The organism is Actinophytocola sp. NPDC049390 (genome assembly GCF_044466355.1).
Lineage (GTDB): Bacteria > Actinomycetota > Actinomycetes > Mycobacteriales > Pseudonocardiaceae > Actinophytocola.
In genome coordinates this window covers 512,381-531,653 of the sequence record NZ_JBITMQ010000002.1, presented here as the reverse complement: position 1 = coordinate 531,653, position 19,273 = coordinate 512,381, and the positions used below count along the sequence as shown (strand labels likewise).

Below are 19,273 nucleotides of genomic sequence, written 5' to 3'. Positions count from 1 at the left end.
TGAAGGACCCCTTCGGCGCGTGGTCACGCCCGGCGCAGCGTGATCAGCGTCCACGCGCCGAGGTACACGCGGTCGCCCTCCGCGAGCGGCCTCGGTGTGTTGGGGCGCAACGGGTTCGGCTCGTCGTTGACGACGGTGCCGTTCGCCGAGTCCAGGTCCACAATGGACCACGCGCCGTCCTCGCCCGCCAGCAGCACGGCGTGCAGGTGGGACACGCCAGGGTCCTCCGGCGGCCCGATGAGATCGATGTCGGGCTGGATACCGCGGCTTCGGCTCTGCCTGCCGATGCTGACCTGCTCGCCCGCCAGCGGGAAGTGCCGGTCCGGGCAGTACGGCGGGAACGCGATCCCCGCCGCGTCCGGGCCGTCCACCGCCATCACCGAGTCGTAGTACGCGCGGTCCGCGGTGACCGTCGCCGTCCACGTCGTCGCCTCGGGGAGACGGTCGGCCGGGACGGGCGGCACCGGCGCCGCCGGGGCAGGGGCCGGGGCCATCGAGTCGTGCCCGCACGCCTCGCAGAACCTGCCCGCCAGCTCCGCGCCGCACACCTTGCACACCGCACCCGCGGCGGGCAGGTCCGGCTCGGCCACCGCGGGCGCGTCCGGGACCGCGGCCGCCTGCGTGCCGCCGATCTCGCGGCCGCAGACGTCGCAGAACTCCTCGTCGGCCGACGCGTGGCCCTGCGGGCAGGTCGCCATCAGGCCCCCTCTGACTCCGGCAGAGCGTCCGGCTGCTTCTTGCGCACCCGCATCGTCTTCGACGACCGGGTGTCCAGCGTCATCTCGTCGACCGCCTCGACCTTGCGCTTGAGCCGCACGGTGCCGGTCCGCGCGTCCTCCACGTCCACGACCTTCGCGAGCAGCTTCGCGGTGTCCGAGTGGCCGGTCTCCGTCGCGAGCTGCACGGCCCGGCCCAGCTTCGCGGTCGCCGTCTCCACGTCACCGGCCTTGCGCGCCTCCAGCCCCTCCTGGATCGCCTCCGCCAGCTCCGCCTGCCCGGTGTAGTGCGCGACCTCGCGGTTGATGCGGGTCGACAGCGCTGTGTCGTCGGTCCACACCGCGAGGATGCGGCCCTTGCCGAGCACCTGGTCCGGGTTGCCGCCGGTGCCGGGGACGACCAGGCTCACCCGGCCCGCCATCATCTTCTCGCCGGTCGCCGCGACGGGGACCTGCACGCAGACGTGGTAGTCGCGGGTCTCCGACCCCCACGAACCGGTCGGGTAGTCGCCCTCGCGCGGTGAGGTGTCGGTGCGGCGGCCGGTGAGGTCGGTGAGCGTGGGCTCCACCTGCTTGACGAACTTCACGGTCGCGCCCTGCGGGGTCCACAGCCGCAACGACACGTCCGCGACCGCCTTGTCCATGGCCCCGGCTGCCATCGCGCGGAAGTCGGCCTCCAGGTCCTCCGGCTGCGCCACGATGTCGACGGTGCCGAGCAGCGTGTCGGCGATCGTCCGCAGCTCCTTGACCTCCCAGTCGGTGCCGACACCTCGGCAGTCGCACACGAAGTGGCCGGTCACCTGCTGCAGCACCGACGCGAGCTGGCGCGGCGTCTCGTGCATGTTCTGGCCGTCGGTCAGCAGGATCGCGTGCCGCATCGGCGCCCGCGACGTGGCGAACAGCGAGTCGGCGAGCGCGAGCCACTTGCCGATCGCGGTGCCGCCGTTCGCGGCGAGCTGCGTGACCGCCTGCTTGGCCTCGGCACGGGTCTGCGGCGACGCCACGACCATGCCGTGCTGGTACGGGTACACCAGCCGCGCCTCGTCGGTGCCCGCCACGACCGCGAACTCGACACCGTCGCGGAGCGTGTCGATGGCGGCGGCGGTGGCCTGCTTCGCCGACGACAGCTTCGTGCGCGGCACGTGCATCGACCCGGAGCAGTCGACGATGACCACCTCGGCGGCGCCGCCGGAGGTGGCGGGCCCGGTGGGCGCGCCGCTCGCCGTCACGGTGACGATCGCGTTGACCTCGGTCGTGCCCGACGCCAGGTACTCGTTCTGGTAGACCTCGACCGCGAAGTCCGGTTGTGTCACGCTTCATTCCCTTCCGTCGGGGGGAACGGCACGAGGACCGTCGTGATGTTGTCGTGGCCGCCGAGGTCCAGCGCGAGCCTGGTCAGCCCGGCGGCCGCGGTCATGCCGCCCTCCGGCGGCATCGCCTCGGCCAGCGCACCCGCGTCCGGCACGTAGTTCCACAGCCCGTCGCTGCACAGCAGCACATGCCCCGGCCCGCCCGGCTCGACGGTGACCACCCTCGGCTCGATCTCGCCCGCGTCCGCGCCGATCCACTTGGACAGCGCGTGCGCCTGGTGCACCGAGTTGGCCTCCTCCTCGCTCATGCCCTCGGCGATCAGCTCGGCGGCGACCGTGTCGTCCGCGGTCAGCAGGGCCGAGGGCATCGCTTCTGAGCGGGGCTCGCGGAGCGAATCGTCAGGCGCTGCGTCCCGCGCGGCGAGCCAGTAGACGCGGCTGTCGCCGACGGACCCGACCGTGACCTTCTCCGGTGTGACGACGGCCGACACGAACGTGCAGGACGGTGCCGTGCCCGGCACCGACGGGTCGGCCAGCTCCGAGACCACCTCGATCGCCCGCGCCACCGCCGTCCTCGTCGCCACCTCCGGGTCGGCGTTCTCCAGCACGGCGTCCAGCAGCACGCCGACGGCCTCGTCCACGGCGCGCTGCGACGCGCTGTCCGCGCGGTCGGACGTGGCGACGCCGTCGCACACCACGGCGACGACGGTCGGCGGGCCGTCCGCGCCGACCACGGCGCCGTACGCCATCGAGTCCTCGTTGCGCGCCCGCCTGCGTCCCTTGTCACTGACGCCGGCGACCATGCCGAGGTCGCTCTCCATCCGGTCCCGGCCGGACGGCTGCGCACGCCCGCAGTCGGCGCAGAACCCGTCGGCGTCGAGGTTCTCCCCGCCGCACGCCACGCACGCGGCACCGTCGCGTGCGCTCATCGGCCCACCGACCGGGGTCCTGCGCACGAGCAGGCTCTGCCCGCAGCTCTCGCAGAACCGGTCCTTCTCGCCGACGGCCTCGCCGCACCCCGGGCAGCTCGTCACGGTCGCACCCACGTCAGATCCACGTCCGGGGCCGGATCTGGTTTGCGCTGTCCACCAATGCGATGCGCTCCCTCGTGTTGTCGGCGTGCCGCGCGAGCGTCCGGTAGCAGCCCTCCAGCGCGACCCGCAGGTCGTTCTCCCTCATGGGGCAGCCAAGCACAGTGCCACCGGAGCGCCCGCCCTGGGTGACCCACTCGAACGCGGCGGTCAACAGGCGCTCGCTCGCCCTGGCCCTGGGCTCGGCGGGCAGCTCCAACGCGGACAGCAGCGCACTCGCGGAGGTTAGGTGTTCCTCGGTCAGCTGTGCGGGAGGAACGTTCCGCACCAGGATGTCCGCGGCGGCGAGCCGGGCCGCGGTGTGGTGGTTCGACGTCTCCGGCACCGAGCACAGCACGTCGTAGGCCTCCAGCCGCTCCCCGCGTGCCAGCAACGCCCTGGCCAGGCCGAACGCGGCGCTCACGTACGCGCGGTCGGTGCGCCACACCAGGCGGTAGAACCGGTCGGCGGTCGCGTGGTCGCCCAGCGCCTCCGCACAGACCGCGAGCGCGAGCTTCGGCGCGGCCTCGCCGGGCACCGCCGAGTAGACCCGGTCGAGGAACTGGCTCGCGCCCCGCGCGTTGGCCGCGGCGAGCGCGGCCATGCCGCGGTACCAGTCGATGAGCCACTGCCGCTCGAGGTCGAGCGCGTCGCGGGCCAGGTCGTCGAGCCGCTCGGTCGCGGTCGTTACGTCACCCGCCTCCAGGTGCGCGCGGGCGATCCGCAACCGGACCTCGACGCTAGCCGTCGGAGCGTGGCGCAGTTCGTCGATCAGCGCGCCGGGCTCGGTCGCGGTGACGGTCGCGAGGAACGCCGCCGCCGCGTCGGTGCCGTCGACCTTCGGCATCGGCAGCGCCCGCACCAGCGACGGCAGCGCCGGTTCGGCCGCGAAGCCGGTGTCGATGCCGAACGACCGGCGCTCCGGGGTGAACTCGGCCGACACACCGGGCCTCGGCATGCCGTCCTCGGTGGCGAGCACCTCCCGCAGCACCCCGGTGAGCTGGTCCTTCATCTCCTCGGCGGAGGTGAACCGCGCGGCCGGGCTGCTCGCGGTCGCCCGCAGCAGGAACCGGTGGTAGGAGTCGTGTGCCGCGAGGAGCGGCTCCTCCGCCGGGTTCGGCAGCCGGTCGACGTGGCCGCGCTGGAAGTCGAACGGGAACGTCATCACCGCGAGCGTGCGGCCGAGGGTGTAGAGGTCCGACGCGATCGACGGACCCGTGGCCGCGATCTCCGGCGCCTGGTAGCCGATCGTGCCGTAGACGGCGCTGTCCTCGTCGTCCATGTGCCGGACCGCGCCGAGGTCGATCAGCTTCAGCTGCTCCTCGGTCTGGATCACGTTGTCCGGCTTGAAGTCGCAGAACAGCAGGTTCAGCGAGTGCAGGTAGCCGATGGGCGGCAGCATCTCCAGCGTGTACGCGATCGCCCGGGACAGCGGCAGGCACGCCTCGGCGCCCTGGACGGCGCGGACGTCCTTGAGCATCTCCTTGATGGACTGACCGCCGACGTACTCCATCACGATGTAGCCGACGTGCGCGCCGGTTTCGGCGTCGGGGTGCTGCACGAAGTTGTGGATCTTGACGATGTTGGGGTGCTCGACCTCGGCGAGGAACCGCCGCTCGGCCACCGCGGCGGCCATCGCGTCGGCGTCCCCGCTGTCGAGGAGGCCCTTCAACACGACCCAGCGGCCGGCGACCGCATGGTCGAGCGCGAGGTAGATCCAGCCAAGACCGCCGTGGGCGAGGCAGCCCAGCACCTCGTACTGGTCGTGCAGCACGTCGCCGGGGGACAGCTTGGGGGAGAAGGAGAAGCGGTTGCGGCAGGAGGTGCAGAAACCCTCCGTGCGGCCGGGCTTCCCGTCGCGGCCACGGCCCACCTTGGCGCCGCAGTTGCTGCAGAACCGCTTGTTCTCCGGCACCATCGGGTCGGCGAGGACGGCCGACTTCGGGTCGCGGTAGGGGACGCGCGGCACCTCGACCAGACCGGCGCCGAGCAGGCCGCGGCTCGACGAGCGGGACGACCCGCGGCGCGAGCCGCTCGTGACGGCCCCGGTCGACGCGGTCCACCCGGTGGACACCGAGCCGGTGCGGGTGCTGACCGTGCGCTCGCTGCCGGGGTCGGGGTCGACGGCGGCAGCGACGCCCTCCGGCGCCTCCAGACCGCACGTGTCACAGAACCGGTCCTCGTCGAGCGTGCCGTCGCAGCCGGGCCGCGGGCACCCGTTGTCCGCGGCCGTCACCGGCGCGGCCGGAGCCGGTGCGCTCGGGGGAGTCGTCGCGGCCGGGGCTTCCAGGCCGCAGGTGTCGCAGAAACGGTCCTCGTCGAGGGTGCCGCCGCAACCGGGACGGGGGCACTGGGTCATTCGGCTCTCTCCTCGCGGGGCTGCGTCCGGTCCTGGATCGCCTGGCGGTAGCGGTTGAGCGCGCGCGTCGCCGCGGCCAGGTCGCACGGTGCGGTGAACAGGATCCGGTGGGCTTCGTCGTGCAGCCGGGACAGCTCGCCGTCCTCGGCGTGCCCGAGCCGGGCGGCCTTCACCTGGTAGGCCTCCAGCCGGCCACGCAGCTCGGCGCGCCGGTCGAGCAGGCCGGTGATGGCACGCAACGCGGTGCGCGCGCCGTCGAGCGCGGTCGTGGCGAACCGCTCCAGGTCGTCGGCCTCGCGGGCCAGCACGTCCCAGCCCTCGCTGCCCTGGCGGGCACGGAGCCGCCGGAGCCGGGCACGCACGGCCGACGACGCGTGCTCACCCGGCACCGGCAGACCGGGCGACGCGATCTTCTCGACCATCGCGGCATGGGTCTGGCGGGCCGTCGCCTCGACGGCCTCGATGTCGGACAGCACGGCCTCGAACGCGACGAGCCGGGCGGTGAACTCGTCCCGCACCCGCGCGAGCCGCGGCAGCCGCGTCTCCAGGTCGGCGATCCGCCGTTCGACGTCGGGCAGCGCGTCGGTGGCGTGCACCGTGAGCACGTCGGTGAGCACCAGCTCGCGCGCCCGGTCGAGGTCGCGGCGGATCGCGGCCACCTCGCCCACCGCCGCGCCGACCGACTCGGCCTGCACCGAGACGGCGTGCAACCGCCGGTCGAGCGGGTCGAACCGGCCGATCGCGGCCGACCACGCCGACTCCGCGGCCGCGAGCACCGCCGTGACCGTGTCGAAGGCCTGCCGCATCCGCGTGAGCAGCTCGGCGAGGGTGATCCGTTCGGTCACCTGCGCCGGCCCGGTCAGCCCGCGCCGTTCGATCGGGACCGCCTCGGAGTCCAGCTCGACGACCCGCCCGTGGAGGAGGTCGGTCAGCTCGGCCAGTTCCTCGTCACCCGGCCGCGACCGGCGGGCCCGGACCTCCTGCGCCCGCGCCACCATGTCCCGGTAGGTCGCGAACTGCTCCCACAGCGTCGCCATCGCGGTGCGGGCCTGCGCCCACCGCCGCGCCGTCAGCCCGGTGAGCGCGGCGTCCTTGAGCAGCTTGTGACCCGGGTGCGCGTCCATCTCGACGAGCGACTCGGCGATGCGGTCGCTGTCGCCCCGCACGGCCGCGAGCGCGCGGTCGACCTCGTCCCGGCTGAGCACGACGTCCATCGCCTCAGTCCCGGTAGGTGGCGCGTGGCGGCGAACCCGGCGTCTCGAGCAGGGCCAGCAGCCAACGGTCGTAGATCTGTTCCCACCGGCCGCTGGTCCGCAGGTCCTCGATGACGGCGTTCACGAACCGGGTGAACTCGGGGGCGTCCTTGGCCATCGCCATGCCGTACGGCTCCTGGGACAGCGAGTCGTCGAGCAGGGTCGTGAACGGGTCCTGCGCCCGGAGCCCGGCGAGGATCGTGTCGTCCGTGGACACCGCGTCGACCTGGTTCTGCTGCAACATCACGAGACAGTCGGTCCACGAGTCCACCCCGACGCCGACCGGCTTGGGGTCGACCTCTAGGTTGACGATCCTGGCGATCGACGTCGAACCGTGGGCCGCGCACACCCTCTTCCCGCCGAGCGACTCCACACCCTCGATGTCGGCGCCGTTCTTGACGAGCACCCGCTGCCGCGCCATGTAGTAGACGGACGAGAACTCGACGTCCCTGCGCCGTTCACAGTTGATCGTCATGGTTTCCACGACCAGGTCGACGTCGCCGTTCTTCACCGCGGGGACCCGCTGCGCCGACGTCAGCACCTTCAGCTGCAGCTTGCCTTCCGCGGTGCCGAAGATGGCCTTGGCGATCTCCTTCGCCATGTCGATGTCGAAGCCCTCGACCGCGCCGGTGAACGGGTTGCGGTAGCCGAACTGGTAGGTGTTCTGGTCCACGCCGACGATCAGCTTGCCGCGTGCCCGGATCTCCGCCATGGCCGAACCCGCCGGGAAAGCGCCCGGTGCGGGCGGCGGACCTGCCGGCCGCAGGCTCGCGGTGGGGTCGCCGCAACTCCGGTCCGTCGACGCGGACGGCAGGTCGGACACCTCACCGGCTCCCTTGGGCATCGGCGCCCCGCCCGCGGGCCGCCGCGGTTCGCCGACCCCTTCGCTGGACGTGCAGCCGACGACCGCCACCGCGACCGCCGCGAGCAGGGCGGCCACCCTGGCCCTCTTCATCGGTACTCCTTGAGCCGCTGCCAGATCCCGGTCGCCGCACCCGCGGCCGCGATCAGCGCCAGCACGATCACGCCGATCACCGTGCCCGTCAGTGCGTTGCTCGCCTGCGACACCTCGTCGTCGAAGGTGGCCTGGGTGCTGGCGATGGCCTCGCGCAGCGAGTTGTCGACCGCGTCGAACTGCTTCGCGGCGCCGTCGTCGTCCGGCGCGATGGCGAGCCGGACCGCGGTCAGGTAGTCGCCGTTGTCGTCCGCCGTCCGGATCTTGGTGTGCACGGCGTGCCACGCCTCCTGCGCGCCGATGGCGGCGCCGACCCGGTCGCGCACCCCGTCGTCGGTCGCGAGTGCCTGCGCGGTGCCGAGCAGACCGCGTTCGCCGGTCAGGTCGCCGAGCACCGTCCCGTAGTGCTCCTCGAACTCCTGGCCGCTGCCGCGGGCGACGAGCGTGAGTGTCTCGTCGCCACGCGCGGCGAGTGCCGCGATCCTGGCGCGCGCGAGCACGTCGGTCTGCTCGGAACCGTTCTCCTGGCTCGCGTTCACGTTCCCCAGCACGCCGATCGTCGCGATCAGCACCCACGCCAGCGACACGACCGCGGCACCGGTGGCCACGAGGAGACCCACGTTGAGCCGCCTGCGGGTGCGGCGCCGCACGTAGCGCTGCGCGACGAAGAGCAGGACCAGCAGGGCCGCGCCGAGGAGGACCTCCACGTACGGGATCCCCGCCGCGCGGTCCTGGTCGTCGCGCAGCGTGGCCGTCTCGTCGGTGTAGAGCCGCTGTGCCGCGGGCAGCAGCTCGTCGCGCATCAGCGTCGACGCCTCGCGCTGGTAGGCGGCGCCGACCGGGAGCCCCTGGCGGTTGTTGGCACGTGCGGTCTCGACGAGGCCGGTGTAGACCGACAGCTCGCGGGACAGCACGGCGAGCGGGCTGTCCGGGTCGGCGAGGTCGGCGGGTTCACGCGCGGCGACCGCGGTGGCGAGCGCGGTCTCGGCCTGCGCGATGTCGGCCTCGTACCTGGCGCGCACGTCGGCGCGCTCCAGCCCGCCGGACAGGAAGGCACTGTTCGCGGTCGCGTCGGCGTCGGAGAGGGAGCGGTAGAGGTCCTGCGCGGCGATCGACAGCGGGCCGCTCCTGGCCGCGAGGTCGTCGAGCGCCTGCGCACGGCTCTGGACGCGCACCGCGGTGAACAGGCCGACGAGGACGCTCACCAGCACGAGCGCGACCGTGAAGACGATCAGCGCGCCCGGTGTGGTCTTCGCCAGTTCGCGCAGCTCACCGGCCCTGCCGGTGCGTGCTGGTGCGGGGGCGGGCGCGCTCGTGGCGGGCGGGGGAGCGGTGGGCGCACTCACGGCACAGACCCCCGACAGACAGTGATCGACACCAACTACTACCCCTTCGCGCCAGCCCCCGACGGTGATCGTCAGGGTAGCCGCGGATCCCCTGGTGGCGTGGCCGTTTCGCCGCAATCGGCCGTCGGTCTTGACAACGGTTTCATGTACCTCCACTATTTCCCTACTTCATTAGTGAAAGGGTGTTTCTCGTGATCGACTTTCGCCTGGACCGAGGTTCCGGCGTCGCCACGTACCTGCAGCTCGTGCACCAGGTCAAACACGCGCTGCGGCTGGGGGTCCTGCGGCCGGGCGACCGGCTGCCGACCGCGAAGGAGGTCGTCGACAGGTTGGCCATCAACCCGAACACCGTGCTCAAGGCGTACCGCGAGCTGGAGCGGGAGGGGCTCGTGGCGGGCAAGCCGGGGCTCGGCACGTTCGTGCAGCGCTCGCTGGGTGGCGCGTCGGTGACCGACCACGCCCGGCTGCGGGACTCGCTGTCGGGCTGGGTCGCCGAGGCCCGTGCGGCAGGCCTCGACCCGGAGGACATCGAGGCGCTGTTCGCGTCCGTGGTACTGGATTCGTTTCGCGTAGGGGAGGACACGGCATGAACGCGCTCACGACCACCGGTCTGGGCAAGAAGTACCGGCGCAAGTGGGCGTTGAAGGACTGTTCCGTGGCGGTTCCCGAAGGACGGGTCGTCGCGCTCGTCGGCCCGAACGGGGCAGGCAAGACCACGCTGCTGCACCTGCTCGTCGGCCTGCTCGCACCGGACCAGGGCAGCGTGACCGTGCTCGACGCGCCCGCGGGCACCGCGCAAACCCTGCCCCGCGTCGCGTTCCTGCCGCAGGACAAACCGCTCTACGACGGCTTCTCCGTCGCGGAGATGCTGCGTTTCGGCGCCCGGATGAACCCGAGGTGGGACCAGGACCTGGCCGTCCACAGGCTCGCGTCGCTGGACATCCCGCTCGACCGCAGGGTCGGCAGGCTCTCCGGCGGTCAGCAGGCGCAGGTCGCGCTGACGGTCGCGCTCGCGAAGCGGCCCGACCTGCTCGTGCTGGACGAACCGCTCGCGAACCTCGACCCGCTGGCCCGCCACGAGGTGATGCGCGGGCTGATGGCCGCGGTGGCCGAGGGTGCGATGACCGTCGTGCTGTCCTCGCACGTGGTGTCGGACCTGGTCGACACGTGCGACTGGCTGGTCGTGCTCAACGGCGGGCGTGTGCAGGTCTCGGGGGACATCGAGGAACTGCTCGCGGGTCACCGCCTGCTGACCGGGCCCGTCGAGCTGGCCGACGGGGTGGCCGCGCGCACGACCGTCGTCGACGACGACCGGACCGACCGGCAGGCCACGTTGCTCGTCCGGACCGGGCCGCAGCGTCCGGTGCTCGACCCGCGGTGGCACGACCGGGGCGTCAGCCTCGAGGAACTGGTCCTCGCCTACCTGCGCCGCCCGGAGAACGCGGCCCTGCCGAAACCCGCGCTCGCGCGGGCCTGATCTTCTTCAGCGGCCCGGCTGGGGGTCGGGCCCGCTGACCCATGACTGAGGGGAGAACGACGATGGTGTGGTTGACGTGGCGTCAGCACCGCGCGCAGATCCTGGTGACCGCCGGTTTTCTGGTGGTGGTCGGGGCCGTGCTGCTCGTGCACGGGCTGGCGGCCTCCGGGTTGCCGGACGACGCGCGCGGCGCGCGTTACGACGAACTGTCCCTCTATGTGAGCTGGCTGCCGGTGGTGCCGCTCGGGGTGGGCATGTTCTGGGGTGCGCCACTGCTGGCGCGCGAGCTGGAACGCGGCACGCACCGGCTCGCGTGGACGCAGTCGGTGAGCAGGCCGCGGTGGCTCGCCGTGAAGCTCGGTGTCCTCGGGCTCGCGGTGACCGGGGCGGGGCTCGCGCTCGGCGGGATGGTCAGCGCGTGGCTGTCCGTCTTCGAGAGCACCGGCCTCGCCGACCGCTTCGGCGACACCGAGTTCTTCGGCGCCACCGGGGTGCTCGGCGGCGTGTGGTGGCTGTTCGCGTTCGCGCTCGGCACCGCGGCAGGCGGTGTGCTGCGCAGGACGCTACCCGCGTTCGCGGTGACGATCGCGGTGTTCGTCCTCGCGATGATGGGGCTGTTCGCCGTCCGTCAGGACTACGCCGAGCCCGCGCGGATCGTCGTCGAGGGCGCCGACACTCTGCCCACCTCGTTCATCACCGGCTCGGCATATCTGTCACCGGCCGGGGTCGAGTCGGAGGTGGTGCCGGAATGCGCCGCCGTGGACGGCGAGGCGTACCTGTCGTGCATCCGCGACTCGGACTACCGGACCGTCCTGTTCTACCACCCCACCGACCGGTACTGGCAGTTCCAGTGGACGGAGACCGGGATCCTCGTGGTCGCGTCGTTGCTGCTGGCCGGTCCGGTGGTGTACCGGGTGGCGCGGCGGCCGGTCTGATGCTCCCGTGAGCCGGTCAGCCGCGTTCGAGCGGCGCGCTGTGCCACGTCCATTCGGTCCGTTGTGGACGATCGGGGAGCGTGGCGCGGCCGGTGGCCCACAGCAGGGACTGCCAGGGGTCGCCTGCCGGCCCGACCTCGGGGAACAAGCGGGTCAGCACCCGTGCGCACAGGTGGGCGGGCGGGTGCCACGGCAGCCCGAGACCATCCGCCACGTCGGCGGTGTGGACGAGAACTTCCACCACGCCCATGGCGGCGAAGCCTTCCGCGTCGGCGGTGCCGAACACGTGGTGGCCGCGTGCCTCCGGTGCCGCCGTCCGCACGGCGGCGGTGAGCAGCCCGCCGCACGCGTCGACCATGTCCAGCAACCCGGCGGGCCCGGCCTCGTCGTCAGCGAACATCGCCACCTCGGGCCCGCCCTCGCGGCGTGCGGCCATCCGGAACGGCGTCCACCCGTCGGTCGCGCTCCTGGTCAGCTGGGTCGCGTAGAAGAGAAGGTCGTCGGCGATGTGCTCGGTGGTCTCCCAGCAGGTCCACGTGAGGTCGCCCGCCGGCTTGTCCCACCCGGTCGTCGCCGTGGCGAGCGTGTCCGTGGCGAGGCGGACGGACTGGGCGACGTCATCAGCGGAGACTGGCATGATCGCGACCGTATCAAGCGGGCGTGACCAGGCCGGACTCGTACGCCTTGATCACCAGCTGCGCCCGGTCCCGCGCGTTGAGCTTGCTCAGCAACCGGCCGATGTGCGTCTTCACCGTGGCCAAACCCACGTACAGCTGCGCGGCGATCTCCGTGTTGGACATGCCGCGGGCGATCAGCAGCAGCACCTCCCGTTCCCGCTCGGTGATCCCGTCGAGGTCGGCCGCTTTGGCCGCCGGTTCCGGGCGCCGGGCGAACTCGGCGATCAGCCTGCGGGTCACCGTGGGCGCGAGCAGTGCCTCACCGGCGGCCACCACGCTGATCGCGTTCAGCAGGTCGGCGGGCGGGGTGTCCTTCAACAGGAAGCCGCTCGCACCGGCACGCAACGCCGCGTACACGTAGTCGTCCAGGTCGAACGTGGTCAGGATCAGGACCCGCACACCCGAGGTGGCCGGATCGGCGCAGATCCGCCTCGTGGCCTCGATGCCGTCCATCCTCGGCATCCGCACGTCCATGAGCACCACGTCCGGCCGGAGCCTGCCCGCCAGCTCGACCGCGGCCACGCCGTCCTCGGCCTCGCCGACGGCGCTGAACCCGGGAGCGGTCTCCACCAGCACACGGAAACTGCCGCGCACCAGCGCCTGGTCGTCGGCCACCAGGACACTCGTCATCGCGGCAGCACCGCCACGACGCGCCAGCCGCCGTCCGGCCGTGGCCCCGCCTCGAACGTGCCGCCGTACACCGCCACCCGCTCCCGCATCCCGATCAGCCCGTGCCCGCCCGGCCCCCGCACGACCCGGGGACCGTCGTTGGTCACCTCGACCCGCACAGTCTCCTCCGCCACCGTCACCGTGATCACGCACCGGGTGGGCGCGGCGTGGCGGACCACGTTGGTGAGCGCCTCCTGCACGATCCGGTACGCCGACAGGCCGATGCCCTCGGCCAGGTCGTCGGTGCCGTCCAGATCCAGCGACACGCTGACCCCGGCCGTGCGTGCCCGGTCGACGAGCGCCGGGATGCCACCCGGGCCCGGCGCCGGCGCCAGGCCCGGACTGTCCACTTCGGAGCGCAAGACCCCGAGCAGGTGCCGCATCTCGGTCAGCGAACTCCGGCTCGTCGCCTCGATGACCCGCAGCGCCTCGCGCGCCTCGGCGGGCCGTGCTTCGGCGACGTGGTTGCCGATGCCCGCCTTCACCGCGATGAGGCTCATGCTGTGGGCCACGATGTCGTGGAGTTCGCGCGCGATCCGCAGCCGTTCCTCCGCCACCGCATGCTCGGTGCGGCGGGTCGCCTCGTCCTCCGCGTGCCTGCGCCGCTCGCGGGCGGCGAACCCGAGTGTCCACCCGGTGACGAGCACGAGCCACCCGAACGTGACTCCGAGCAGGCTGTCCGTCCACGGTTCGACGAGCCGGCCGGTCAATCGGTCGTGCAGCATCACCGCGACCGTCGCCGCGAGTCCGGCGCCGAGCGCGGGCACCGACCGCCGCCACGACGCCTCGGCCGCGACCAGGTACAGCACGACGGCGACCGCGGTGATCGGTGCGCCGATGGCGACGGCGGGGACGACTCCGGACACCATCGCGGCCACCACCGCCGCGAGGCTCACCGCGTACGCACGCAGCGGTGCCGCCCGCCGCACGACGACCGGTCCCACGATCAACGCGGTGGCGAGCACCGACACCCAGAGCGGTTCGTCGATCCGGTGCTCGACGTCGGCTTCGACCGCCGCGTAGCCGACGACGGCACCGAGCACTCCGCCCACGACCACGTCGAGGGCGAAGAGGTACCGGGAACGGAGGAATTCGAGCACAACGCGACGGTATCCGGCGGACGCCGCGGGCCGCGTCCCACCACGGGTGGACTTTTCGATCGCGGGTCGGACCTGGGTCCGACCCGCGATTCCGGCCCACGGTCCGATGTGGCCGGCCGCGGATTCGGGGATCGTCGACGCCGTGCAGAAACGACCAGCGGCACGTGCCCGCTCACTCACGAAGGTATACGGCGAAGGGGATTCGCGCGTCGTCGCGCTCGCCGGCGTCGACGTCGACTTCCACAGTGGACGGTTCACGGCGATCATGGGCCCGTCCGGCTCCGGCAAGTCCACGCTCATGCACTGCGTCGCGGGGCTCGACGAGCCGACGAGCGGCGAGGTGTTCCTCGGCGACGCCGCGCTGTCCGGCATGGCGGACAACGAGCTGACCGCGCTGCGCCGGGACCGGGTGGGGTTCGTGTTCCAGGCGTTCAACCTGCTGCCGACGCTGACCGCGTGGGAGAACATCACGCTGCCGCTGGACCTCGCGGGCCGCGCTCCCGACGAGGAGCTGGCGGCGGCCATCGTCGCCGCCGTCGGGCTGCGCGACCGCCTGCACCACCGGCCCGCCCAGCTGTCCGGTGGTCAGCAGCAGCGCGTGGCGTGCGCGCGTGCGCTGATCACGAATCCGGACGTGGTGTTCGCCGACGAGCCGACCGGCGCGCTGGACTCGAAGTCGTCGGCCGACCTGCTCGAGCTGTTGCGCGCCAGCGTCGACGAGTTCGGCCGCACCGTCGTGATGGTCACGCACGAGCCCGCCGCCGCCGCGTACGCGGACCGGGTGCTGTTCCTCGCCGACGGCAGGCTCGTCGACGAGCTCACCGCACCGACCGCGGACGGTGTGCTCGACCGCATGAAGCACCTCGAACGGGCGGGTGTCTGATGCTGCGGGCGATGCTGCGCGACCTGCGCGCACACAAGGGCCGGATCGCGATGACCCTCGTGGCGATCGTCCTCGGGGTGGCGTTCGTGGTCGCCACGTGGGTGATCGCCGACTCGACCGCCGCGTCGTCCACCGCGACCGCCACGCGGTCCGATGTGGACGTGGCGGTCCGCGGCCCGGCGGCTCACCCGGCGCTGACGACCGCGGACGCACGCCGCCTGGCGGAGCTCCCTGGCGTGGACGAGGTCACCGCGGTGCACGCCGCCCCGGCGTCGCTCGTCGGTGAGCACGGCAAGATCATCCCCGGTGGCCACGCCCGCGCCGGCACGGGCTGGGACGACACCGGCCGCTTCACCCTGACCGAGGGCCGGGCGCCCGCCGCGGGCGAGGTGGCGCTGTCAGTGGCGGCGGCGGCCGAGTCCGGTCTTGCCCCGGGGGAGGAGGCGAGGGTCATCCTGGCCGACGGCCGGGAGGCCCGCGCCGAGGTCGCGGGCATCTTCGAATACCGGACCCTGGGGGTGGAGTCCGTCCCGGCGGTGGCCTTCGCGGCGGCCGACGCGACCGCGCTGCTGGGCGACGCCTACGACCGACTGGAACTGCGGACGACGGCGGGGGCGTCCGGCGCGTCGGTCGTCGAGGCGGTGCGCCGCGCGATGACCGCGCCGGACCTGACCGTGCACACCGGCGAGGAACTGGTGGCCGAACACCGCGACGACGCCGACGAGGCGGCGCGGTCGACGCGCGAGTCACTGCTGGCGTTCGCGGCGGTGGCGTTGCTGGTGGGCACGTTCGTCATCGCGAACACGTTCACGATGCTGGTCACGCAACGGGTGCGGCAGTTCGCGCTGCTGCGGGCCGTGGGCGCGAGCCGACGACAGGTCCGCCGCACGGTGCTGCTGGAGGCGGCGACGCTCGGGTTCGTCGGCGCCACGGTGGGGGTGGCGGCGGGTGTGGCACTCGGCCTGCTGGGCATGTGGGCGTTCACGCCGGCGGACGAGTCCGTCACCTACTCGGTCACCCCGCCGGCGATCGCGATCGGCTACCTGGCCGGCATCGGAGTCACGGCGACCGCCGCGTGGGCCTCGGCCCGGCGTGCGGCGGCGGTCGCACCGGTCGCCGCCCTCCGCACCGACTCGGGCGGGCAGGCACGTCCGCACCCGGCCCGTCGCCGGACCGTGGCCGGGACCGCGCTGCTCGTCACCGGTGTGCTCGCGGTGGCGTTCATCTCGGGTGACGGCCTGAGCAACGCCGAACGCGTGCTGTGCCTGACCGCCGGGGTGGTTGCCTGGCTGGGCGTGCTGCTGCTCGCGCCGGTGCTCGCCACCGCGGCGCTGCGGCCGGTGGCGCGGATCGCCGGGCGACGTGGTGGGCCCGTCGTGCGCCTGGCGACCCGCAACGCCGTCCGCGATCCGCGGCGCACGGCCGCGACGTCGTCGGCGCTGCTGGTCGGGCTCGCGCTGGTGTGCGCGTTCGCGACCCTCGGCGAGACGATGGTGTCGATGCTCGGGGCCGCGGTCCGGACCACCGTGCCCGCCAACGCCACCATCCTGCGCTCGGCCTCCGGCGCCGACCCGCTCGGCTCCGACGTGCTCGACCGGGCCCGGGCGGCACCGGGTGTCGAACGCGTGGCCGCCGACCGGTACGCGCTGGTCGGCGTCACCTACGCGGGCGGCACCAGCCGCACCTCGGTGTCGGCGATCGAACCGGCCGGGTTCGGTGCCGTGCTCACCCCGAAGATCGTCGAGGGCAGCGGTGACCTGCGGCGCGGGGTCGTGGTGGGCACCAACCAGGCCGCGATGCTCGGCATCGGCGTCGGCGACGAGGTCGCGCTCGAGTTCCCCGGCGCGCCGCCGGTGCGGCAACGGATCGTCGGGCTGATCGAGACCGTCGAGGGACAACCGCTGTTCTACCTCGACGTCAGCCGGGCACCCGACTGGTTACGGGACCGGGTCACGACCGTGTACGCGATCGGCGAGGCACGCGCAGCGCTCGAGGCGACGTTCGCGGACCGGCCGGACGTGACGGTGACCGACCGGGAGGGCGTGCTGGCCGAGGACGTCGAGGACTTCCAGCTGCTGCTGTCGGTGATGTACGCGATGTTCGGCGCCGCGATCGTGATCGCCGTGTTCGGGGTGATCAACACGCTGGCGCTGTCGGTCATCGAACGGACCCGGGAGATCGGCGTGCTGCGCGCGGTCGGCGCGGCCCGACGCCTGGTGCGCCGAACCGTGCGCTTCGAGAGCCTCGTGATCTGCGCCTACGGAGGTGTGCTGGGCATCGTGGTGGGCCTGCTGTTCGGCGCCGTCATGCAGCACGTGATGCTCGGCAACCCGCTCTTCGACATCGGAGTGCCCTACGTGGTCATCCTGATCTCGCTGGCCGGGATGGTGCTGGTCGGAGTGCTGTCGGCACTGTGGCCCGCGCGCCGAGCCGCACGAACCGACGTGCTCGACGCGATCAAGACGGAATGACCGAGGGCGGCATCCTCATGTCGGAGGCCGTGGTTGGTCGCTCGGCGGCGGGGGTGCCGTGGTTCCGTCAGGCCGCCGGAAGAATGCGGCGGGGTAGGCCGTGCGGGCGCTTCCTGGGCTGCCACTCCCTCGGGTAGCCCAGGGACACCTCCTCGAACGGCACCCCGTCGTACACCGTGCTCCTCGGGATGTGCAGGTGTCCGTACACCATCGCGGCGGTGTTGAACCGGGTGTGCCAGTCGGCGGTCAGCTCGGTGCCGCACCACTGCGCGAACTCCGGGTACCGCAGCACCCGCGTCGGTTCGCGGACCAGCGGGTAGTGGTTGACCATGACCAGCGGCACCGCCGGGTCGCACTCCTTGAGCCGCTGCTCGGTCTCGGCCACCCGGGCGCGGCACCAGTCGTCGCGGGTGGGGTACGGGTCCGGGTGCAGCATGTACTCGTCGGTGCACACGATGCCGGTCTGGTGGGCGTACGCGAGCCCGGCCTCCTTGGTGTGGCAGCCGTCCGGGCGCCACGTGTAGTCGTAGCCGAGGAACAGCGGCGCCACCGTCACCGGGCCGTCCGGGCCGTGCCACGTCGGGTACGGGTCCTCGGGGGTGACCACACCGAGCCCGCGGCACATCTCGACCAGCGCCTCGTACCGCTCGACGCCGCGGATGGTGACCGGGTCGTCGGGCATGGTCCACAGTTCGTGGTTGCCCGGGACCCACACGACCTGCGCGAAGCGTTCCTTGAGCACCGACAGCGCCCACTCGACATCGGTGATGCGTTCTCCCACGTCACCGGCCACGAGCAGCCAGTCCCGCGGCGTCTCGGGCCGCAGCAGGTCGACGACCTCGCGGTTCTCCTTGTAGGACACGTGCAGGTCGGAGGCGGCCACGAGGTTGCTCACGTGATCCACCCTAACGGTCCCGTTATGCGAGCTGCCCTAGCGTGCAGACGTTGGTGCCCGCTTCGCGGGATTCGCGCCGCGATCGGCGATCTTTGCTGAAGAATGGGCACCGACGACCGAACGAGAGGGGAGCTCGGGTGCGTGCACTGCCCGCATCGCTGGCCGGCATCGGGGCCGCGGTGCTGCTGACCACGACGCTCGTCGTGGCGCCTGCCTCCGCGCAGCCGACGACTGTCGCCGGGCTCCTCGCGCACTACTACGACCTCTCCGCGGAGGCCGAGCTCGTCAACGAGGAGCTGCTGGTCGTCCAGGAGGAGCTCGCCGCGCACAAGAAGGCGTCCGCCGCCGCCGCGGACACCGCAGCCGAGGCCAAGGCGGCCGCCGACGCGCTCCGCGACAAGGCCACCGCCGCGCAGGACCTCGACCGGGTCGCCGACGCGCTGTCCGCACGCCGCAACCTCGACGGGCTCACCGCGTTCGTCACCAGCACCAGCCCCGACGACCTCGTCGGCAAGCTCGAGGCGGTGACCATCGCCGCGCACCTCACCGGCGGCCCACGCCAGGGCGACACCGCGCTCCAGGCAGCCGAGGCGGCCGAGGACAAGGCGGTCGCCGCCGAGTCACACGCCCACGGTCTGGAGGCGAAGGTCGCGGGCACCGCCACCAAGGTCCGGCAGCGCCGCTCGGCGCTCGACGCCCAGATCGCCGAGGTCCGGGCCGCGCTCGACAACCTCACCCCCGAACAGCGCTCGCTGCTCGAGGGCATCGAGGACTACGGCGGCGACGTCGTCCTTCCCGGCGGCAACGCGGGCGAGATGCTGCAGTTCGCGCTCTCGCAGATGGGCAAGCCGTACCTGTGGGGCGCGGTCGGCCCCAGCTCCTACGACTGCTCCGGGCTCGTACAGACAGCGTTCCGGACCATCGGCATCGCCATGCCGAGGGTGTCCCGCCAGCAGGCGCTCGTCGGCAAGGCGGTCGCGCGGGCGAATGTGCGGGCCGGCGACCTCATCTTCTACGGCAACCCGGTCCACCACGTGGCCATCGCGGTCGACGGCGTCCGCGCGGTGCACGCGCCGAGCTTCGGCGAGAACGTCAAGATCGGCGGCATCGACGCCATCGGCACCATCGCGGTCATCCGCCGCGTCGTGGAGTGACAG

The 19,273-nt window shown here is 72.7% G+C and carries 17 protein-coding genes; 6 read left to right on the top strand and 11 right to left on the bottom strand.

What is annotated here, in order from left to right; genetic code table 11:
• Nucleotides 1–23: 23 nt before the first annotated feature.
• Genes ACIBVP_RS08655 through ACIBVP_RS08625 form a run of 7 tightly spaced genes read right to left on the bottom strand, consistent with a single transcriptional unit; the run spans nucleotide 24 to nucleotide 9,009 of the window.
• A complete protein-coding gene (locus tag ACIBVP_RS08655) occupies nucleotides 24–698 on the bottom strand; it encodes an FHA domain-containing protein (protein ID WP_396105412.1) in 675 nt (224 codons plus the stop codon).
• Nucleotides 698–2,029: a VWA domain-containing protein gene (locus tag ACIBVP_RS08650; RefSeq protein WP_396105411.1), complete on the bottom strand. Its 1,332-nt coding sequence runs from the start codon at nucleotides 2,027–2,029 to the stop codon at nucleotides 698–700. Before ACIBVP_RS08650 ends, ACIBVP_RS08655 begins: the two co-directional genes overlap by 1 nt.
• Entirely contained in the window at nucleotides 2,026–3,072 is a 1,047-nt protein-coding gene (locus tag ACIBVP_RS08645) for a protein phosphatase 2C domain-containing protein (RefSeq protein WP_396105410.1), read from the bottom strand. Before ACIBVP_RS08645 ends, ACIBVP_RS08650 begins: the two co-directional genes overlap by 4 nt.
• Nucleotide 3,073: 1 nt before the next feature.
• Entirely contained in the window at nucleotides 3,074–5,455 is a 2,382-nt protein-coding gene (locus ACIBVP_RS08640; RefSeq protein ID WP_396105409.1) for a tetratricopeptide repeat protein, read from the bottom strand.
• On the bottom strand, nucleotides 5,452–6,669 hold the full coding sequence (locus tag ACIBVP_RS08635; RefSeq protein WP_396105408.1) for a hypothetical protein: 1,218 nt from the start codon (nucleotides 6,667–6,669) through the stop codon (nucleotides 5,452–5,454). The genes ACIBVP_RS08640 and ACIBVP_RS08635 overlap by 4 nt, the downstream gene beginning before the upstream one ends.
• Nucleotides 6,670–6,673: 4 nt before the next feature.
• Nucleotides 6,674–7,663, bottom strand: a complete 990-nt coding sequence (locus tag ACIBVP_RS08630) for a glutamate ABC transporter substrate-binding protein (RefSeq protein WP_396105407.1) — start codon at nucleotides 7,661–7,663, stop codon at nucleotides 6,674–6,676.
• The gene (locus tag ACIBVP_RS08625) at nucleotides 7,660–9,009 is read right to left on the bottom strand and encodes a hypothetical protein (RefSeq protein ID WP_396105406.1); all 1,350 of its coding nucleotides are present in this window, start codon (nucleotides 9,007–9,009) and stop codon (nucleotides 7,660–7,662) included. Before ACIBVP_RS08625 ends, ACIBVP_RS08630 begins: the two co-directional genes overlap by 4 nt.
• A 191-nt stretch (nucleotides 9,010–9,200) precedes the next feature.
• Between ACIBVP_RS08625 and ACIBVP_RS08620 the strand changes: the two genes are divergently transcribed.
• From ACIBVP_RS08620 to ACIBVP_RS08610, 3 genes are all read left to right on the top strand, one after another.
• Nucleotides 9,201–9,599: a GntR family transcriptional regulator gene (locus ACIBVP_RS08620; RefSeq protein ID WP_396105405.1), complete on the top strand. Its 399-nt coding sequence runs from the start codon at nucleotides 9,201–9,203 to the stop codon at nucleotides 9,597–9,599.
• The gene (locus ACIBVP_RS08615; RefSeq protein WP_396105404.1) at nucleotides 9,596–10,486 is read left to right on the top strand and encodes an ABC transporter ATP-binding protein; all 891 of its coding nucleotides are present in this window, start codon (nucleotides 9,596–9,598) and stop codon (nucleotides 10,484–10,486) included. Before ACIBVP_RS08620 ends, ACIBVP_RS08615 begins: the two co-directional genes overlap by 4 nt.
• Before the next feature lie 62 nt (nucleotides 10,487–10,548).
• Complete coding sequence (locus tag ACIBVP_RS08610) at nucleotides 10,549–11,421, top strand: ABC transporter permease (protein WP_396105403.1); 873 nt, start codon at nucleotides 10,549–10,551, stop codon at nucleotides 11,419–11,421.
• A gap of 16 nt (nucleotides 11,422–11,437) precedes the next feature.
• Here ACIBVP_RS08610 and ACIBVP_RS08605 read toward each other — a convergent pair whose 3' ends face one another.
• The 3 genes from ACIBVP_RS08605 to ACIBVP_RS08595 are packed head-to-tail and all read right to left on the bottom strand — an operon-like array spanning nucleotide 11,438 to nucleotide 13,867.
• A complete protein-coding gene (locus tag ACIBVP_RS08605) occupies nucleotides 11,438–12,058 on the bottom strand; it encodes a hypothetical protein (RefSeq protein ID WP_396105402.1) in 621 nt (206 codons plus the stop codon).
• 13 nt (nucleotides 12,059–12,071) lie between these two features.
• Nucleotides 12,072–12,728, bottom strand: a complete 657-nt coding sequence (locus ACIBVP_RS08600; protein WP_396105401.1) for a response regulator — start codon at nucleotides 12,726–12,728, stop codon at nucleotides 12,072–12,074.
• Entirely contained in the window at nucleotides 12,725–13,867 is a 1,143-nt protein-coding gene (locus ACIBVP_RS08595) for a sensor histidine kinase (RefSeq protein ID WP_396105400.1), read from the bottom strand. The genes ACIBVP_RS08600 and ACIBVP_RS08595 overlap by 4 nt, the downstream gene beginning before the upstream one ends.
• A 106-nt stretch (nucleotides 13,868–13,973) precedes the next feature.
• Here ACIBVP_RS08595 and ACIBVP_RS08590 point away from each other — a divergent pair, with 106 nt between their 5' ends.
• Both ACIBVP_RS08590 and ACIBVP_RS08585 read left to right on the top strand, forming a co-directional pair.
• Nucleotides 13,974–14,750, top strand: coding sequence for an ABC transporter ATP-binding protein (locus ACIBVP_RS08590; protein ID WP_396105399.1), 777 nt, complete (start codon nucleotides 13,974–13,976; stop codon nucleotides 14,748–14,750).
• Nucleotides 14,750–17,221: an FtsX-like permease family protein gene (locus ACIBVP_RS08585; protein WP_396105398.1), complete on the top strand. Its 2,472-nt coding sequence runs from the start codon at nucleotides 14,750–14,752 to the stop codon at nucleotides 17,219–17,221. The genes ACIBVP_RS08590 and ACIBVP_RS08585 overlap by 1 nt, the downstream gene beginning before the upstream one ends.
• Before the next feature lie 67 nt (nucleotides 17,222–17,288).
• Here ACIBVP_RS08585 and ACIBVP_RS08580 read toward each other — a convergent pair whose 3' ends face one another.
• A complete protein-coding gene (locus ACIBVP_RS08580; protein ID WP_396105397.1) occupies nucleotides 17,289–18,125 on the bottom strand; it encodes a metallophosphoesterase family protein in 837 nt (278 codons plus the stop codon).
• Between the two features lie 128 nt (nucleotides 18,126–18,253).
• On the opposite strand from ACIBVP_RS08580, the gene ACIBVP_RS08575 reads away from it, so the two are divergent.
• Nucleotides 18,254–19,270: a C40 family peptidase gene (locus tag ACIBVP_RS08575; protein WP_396105396.1), complete on the top strand. Its 1,017-nt coding sequence runs from the start codon at nucleotides 18,254–18,256 to the stop codon at nucleotides 19,268–19,270.
• Nucleotides 19,271–19,273 lie beyond the last annotated feature (3 nt).

Bases quoted from the DNA above. Each gene is read 5' to 3' on its own strand.
- ACIBVP_RS08655 (WP_396105412.1), bottom strand. From the start codon at position 698: ATGGCGACCTGCCCGCAGGGCCACGCGTCGGCCGACGAGGAGTTCTGC.
- ACIBVP_RS08640 (WP_396105409.1), bottom strand. From the start codon at position 5,455: ATGACCCAGTGCCCCCGTCCCGGTTGCGGCGGCACCCTCGACGAGGAC.
- ACIBVP_RS08635 (WP_396105408.1), bottom strand. From the start codon at position 6,669: ATGGACGTCGTGCTCAGCCGGGACGAGGTCGACCGCGCGCTCGCGGCC.
- ACIBVP_RS08630 (WP_396105407.1), bottom strand. From the start codon at position 7,663: ATGAAGAGGGCCAGGGTGGCCGCCCTGCTCGCGGCGGTCGCGGTGGCG.
- ACIBVP_RS08615 (WP_396105404.1), top strand. From the start codon at position 9,596: ATGAACGCGCTCACGACCACCGGTCTGGGCAAGAAGTACCGGCGCAAG.
- ACIBVP_RS08610 (WP_396105403.1), top strand. From the start codon at position 10,549: ATGGTGTGGTTGACGTGGCGTCAGCACCGCGCGCAGATCCTGGTGACC.
- ACIBVP_RS08605 (WP_396105402.1), bottom strand. From the start codon at position 12,058: ATGCCAGTCTCCGCTGATGACGTCGCCCAGTCCGTCCGCCTCGCCACG.
- ACIBVP_RS08600 (WP_396105401.1), bottom strand. From the start codon at position 12,728: ATGACGAGTGTCCTGGTGGCCGACGACCAGGCGCTGGTGCGCGGCAGT.
- ACIBVP_RS08590 (WP_396105399.1), top strand. From the start codon at position 13,974: ATGTGGCCGGCCGCGGATTCGGGGATCGTCGACGCCGTGCAGAAACGA.
- ACIBVP_RS08585 (WP_396105398.1), top strand. From the start codon at position 14,750: ATGCTGCGGGCGATGCTGCGCGACCTGCGCGCACACAAGGGCCGGATC.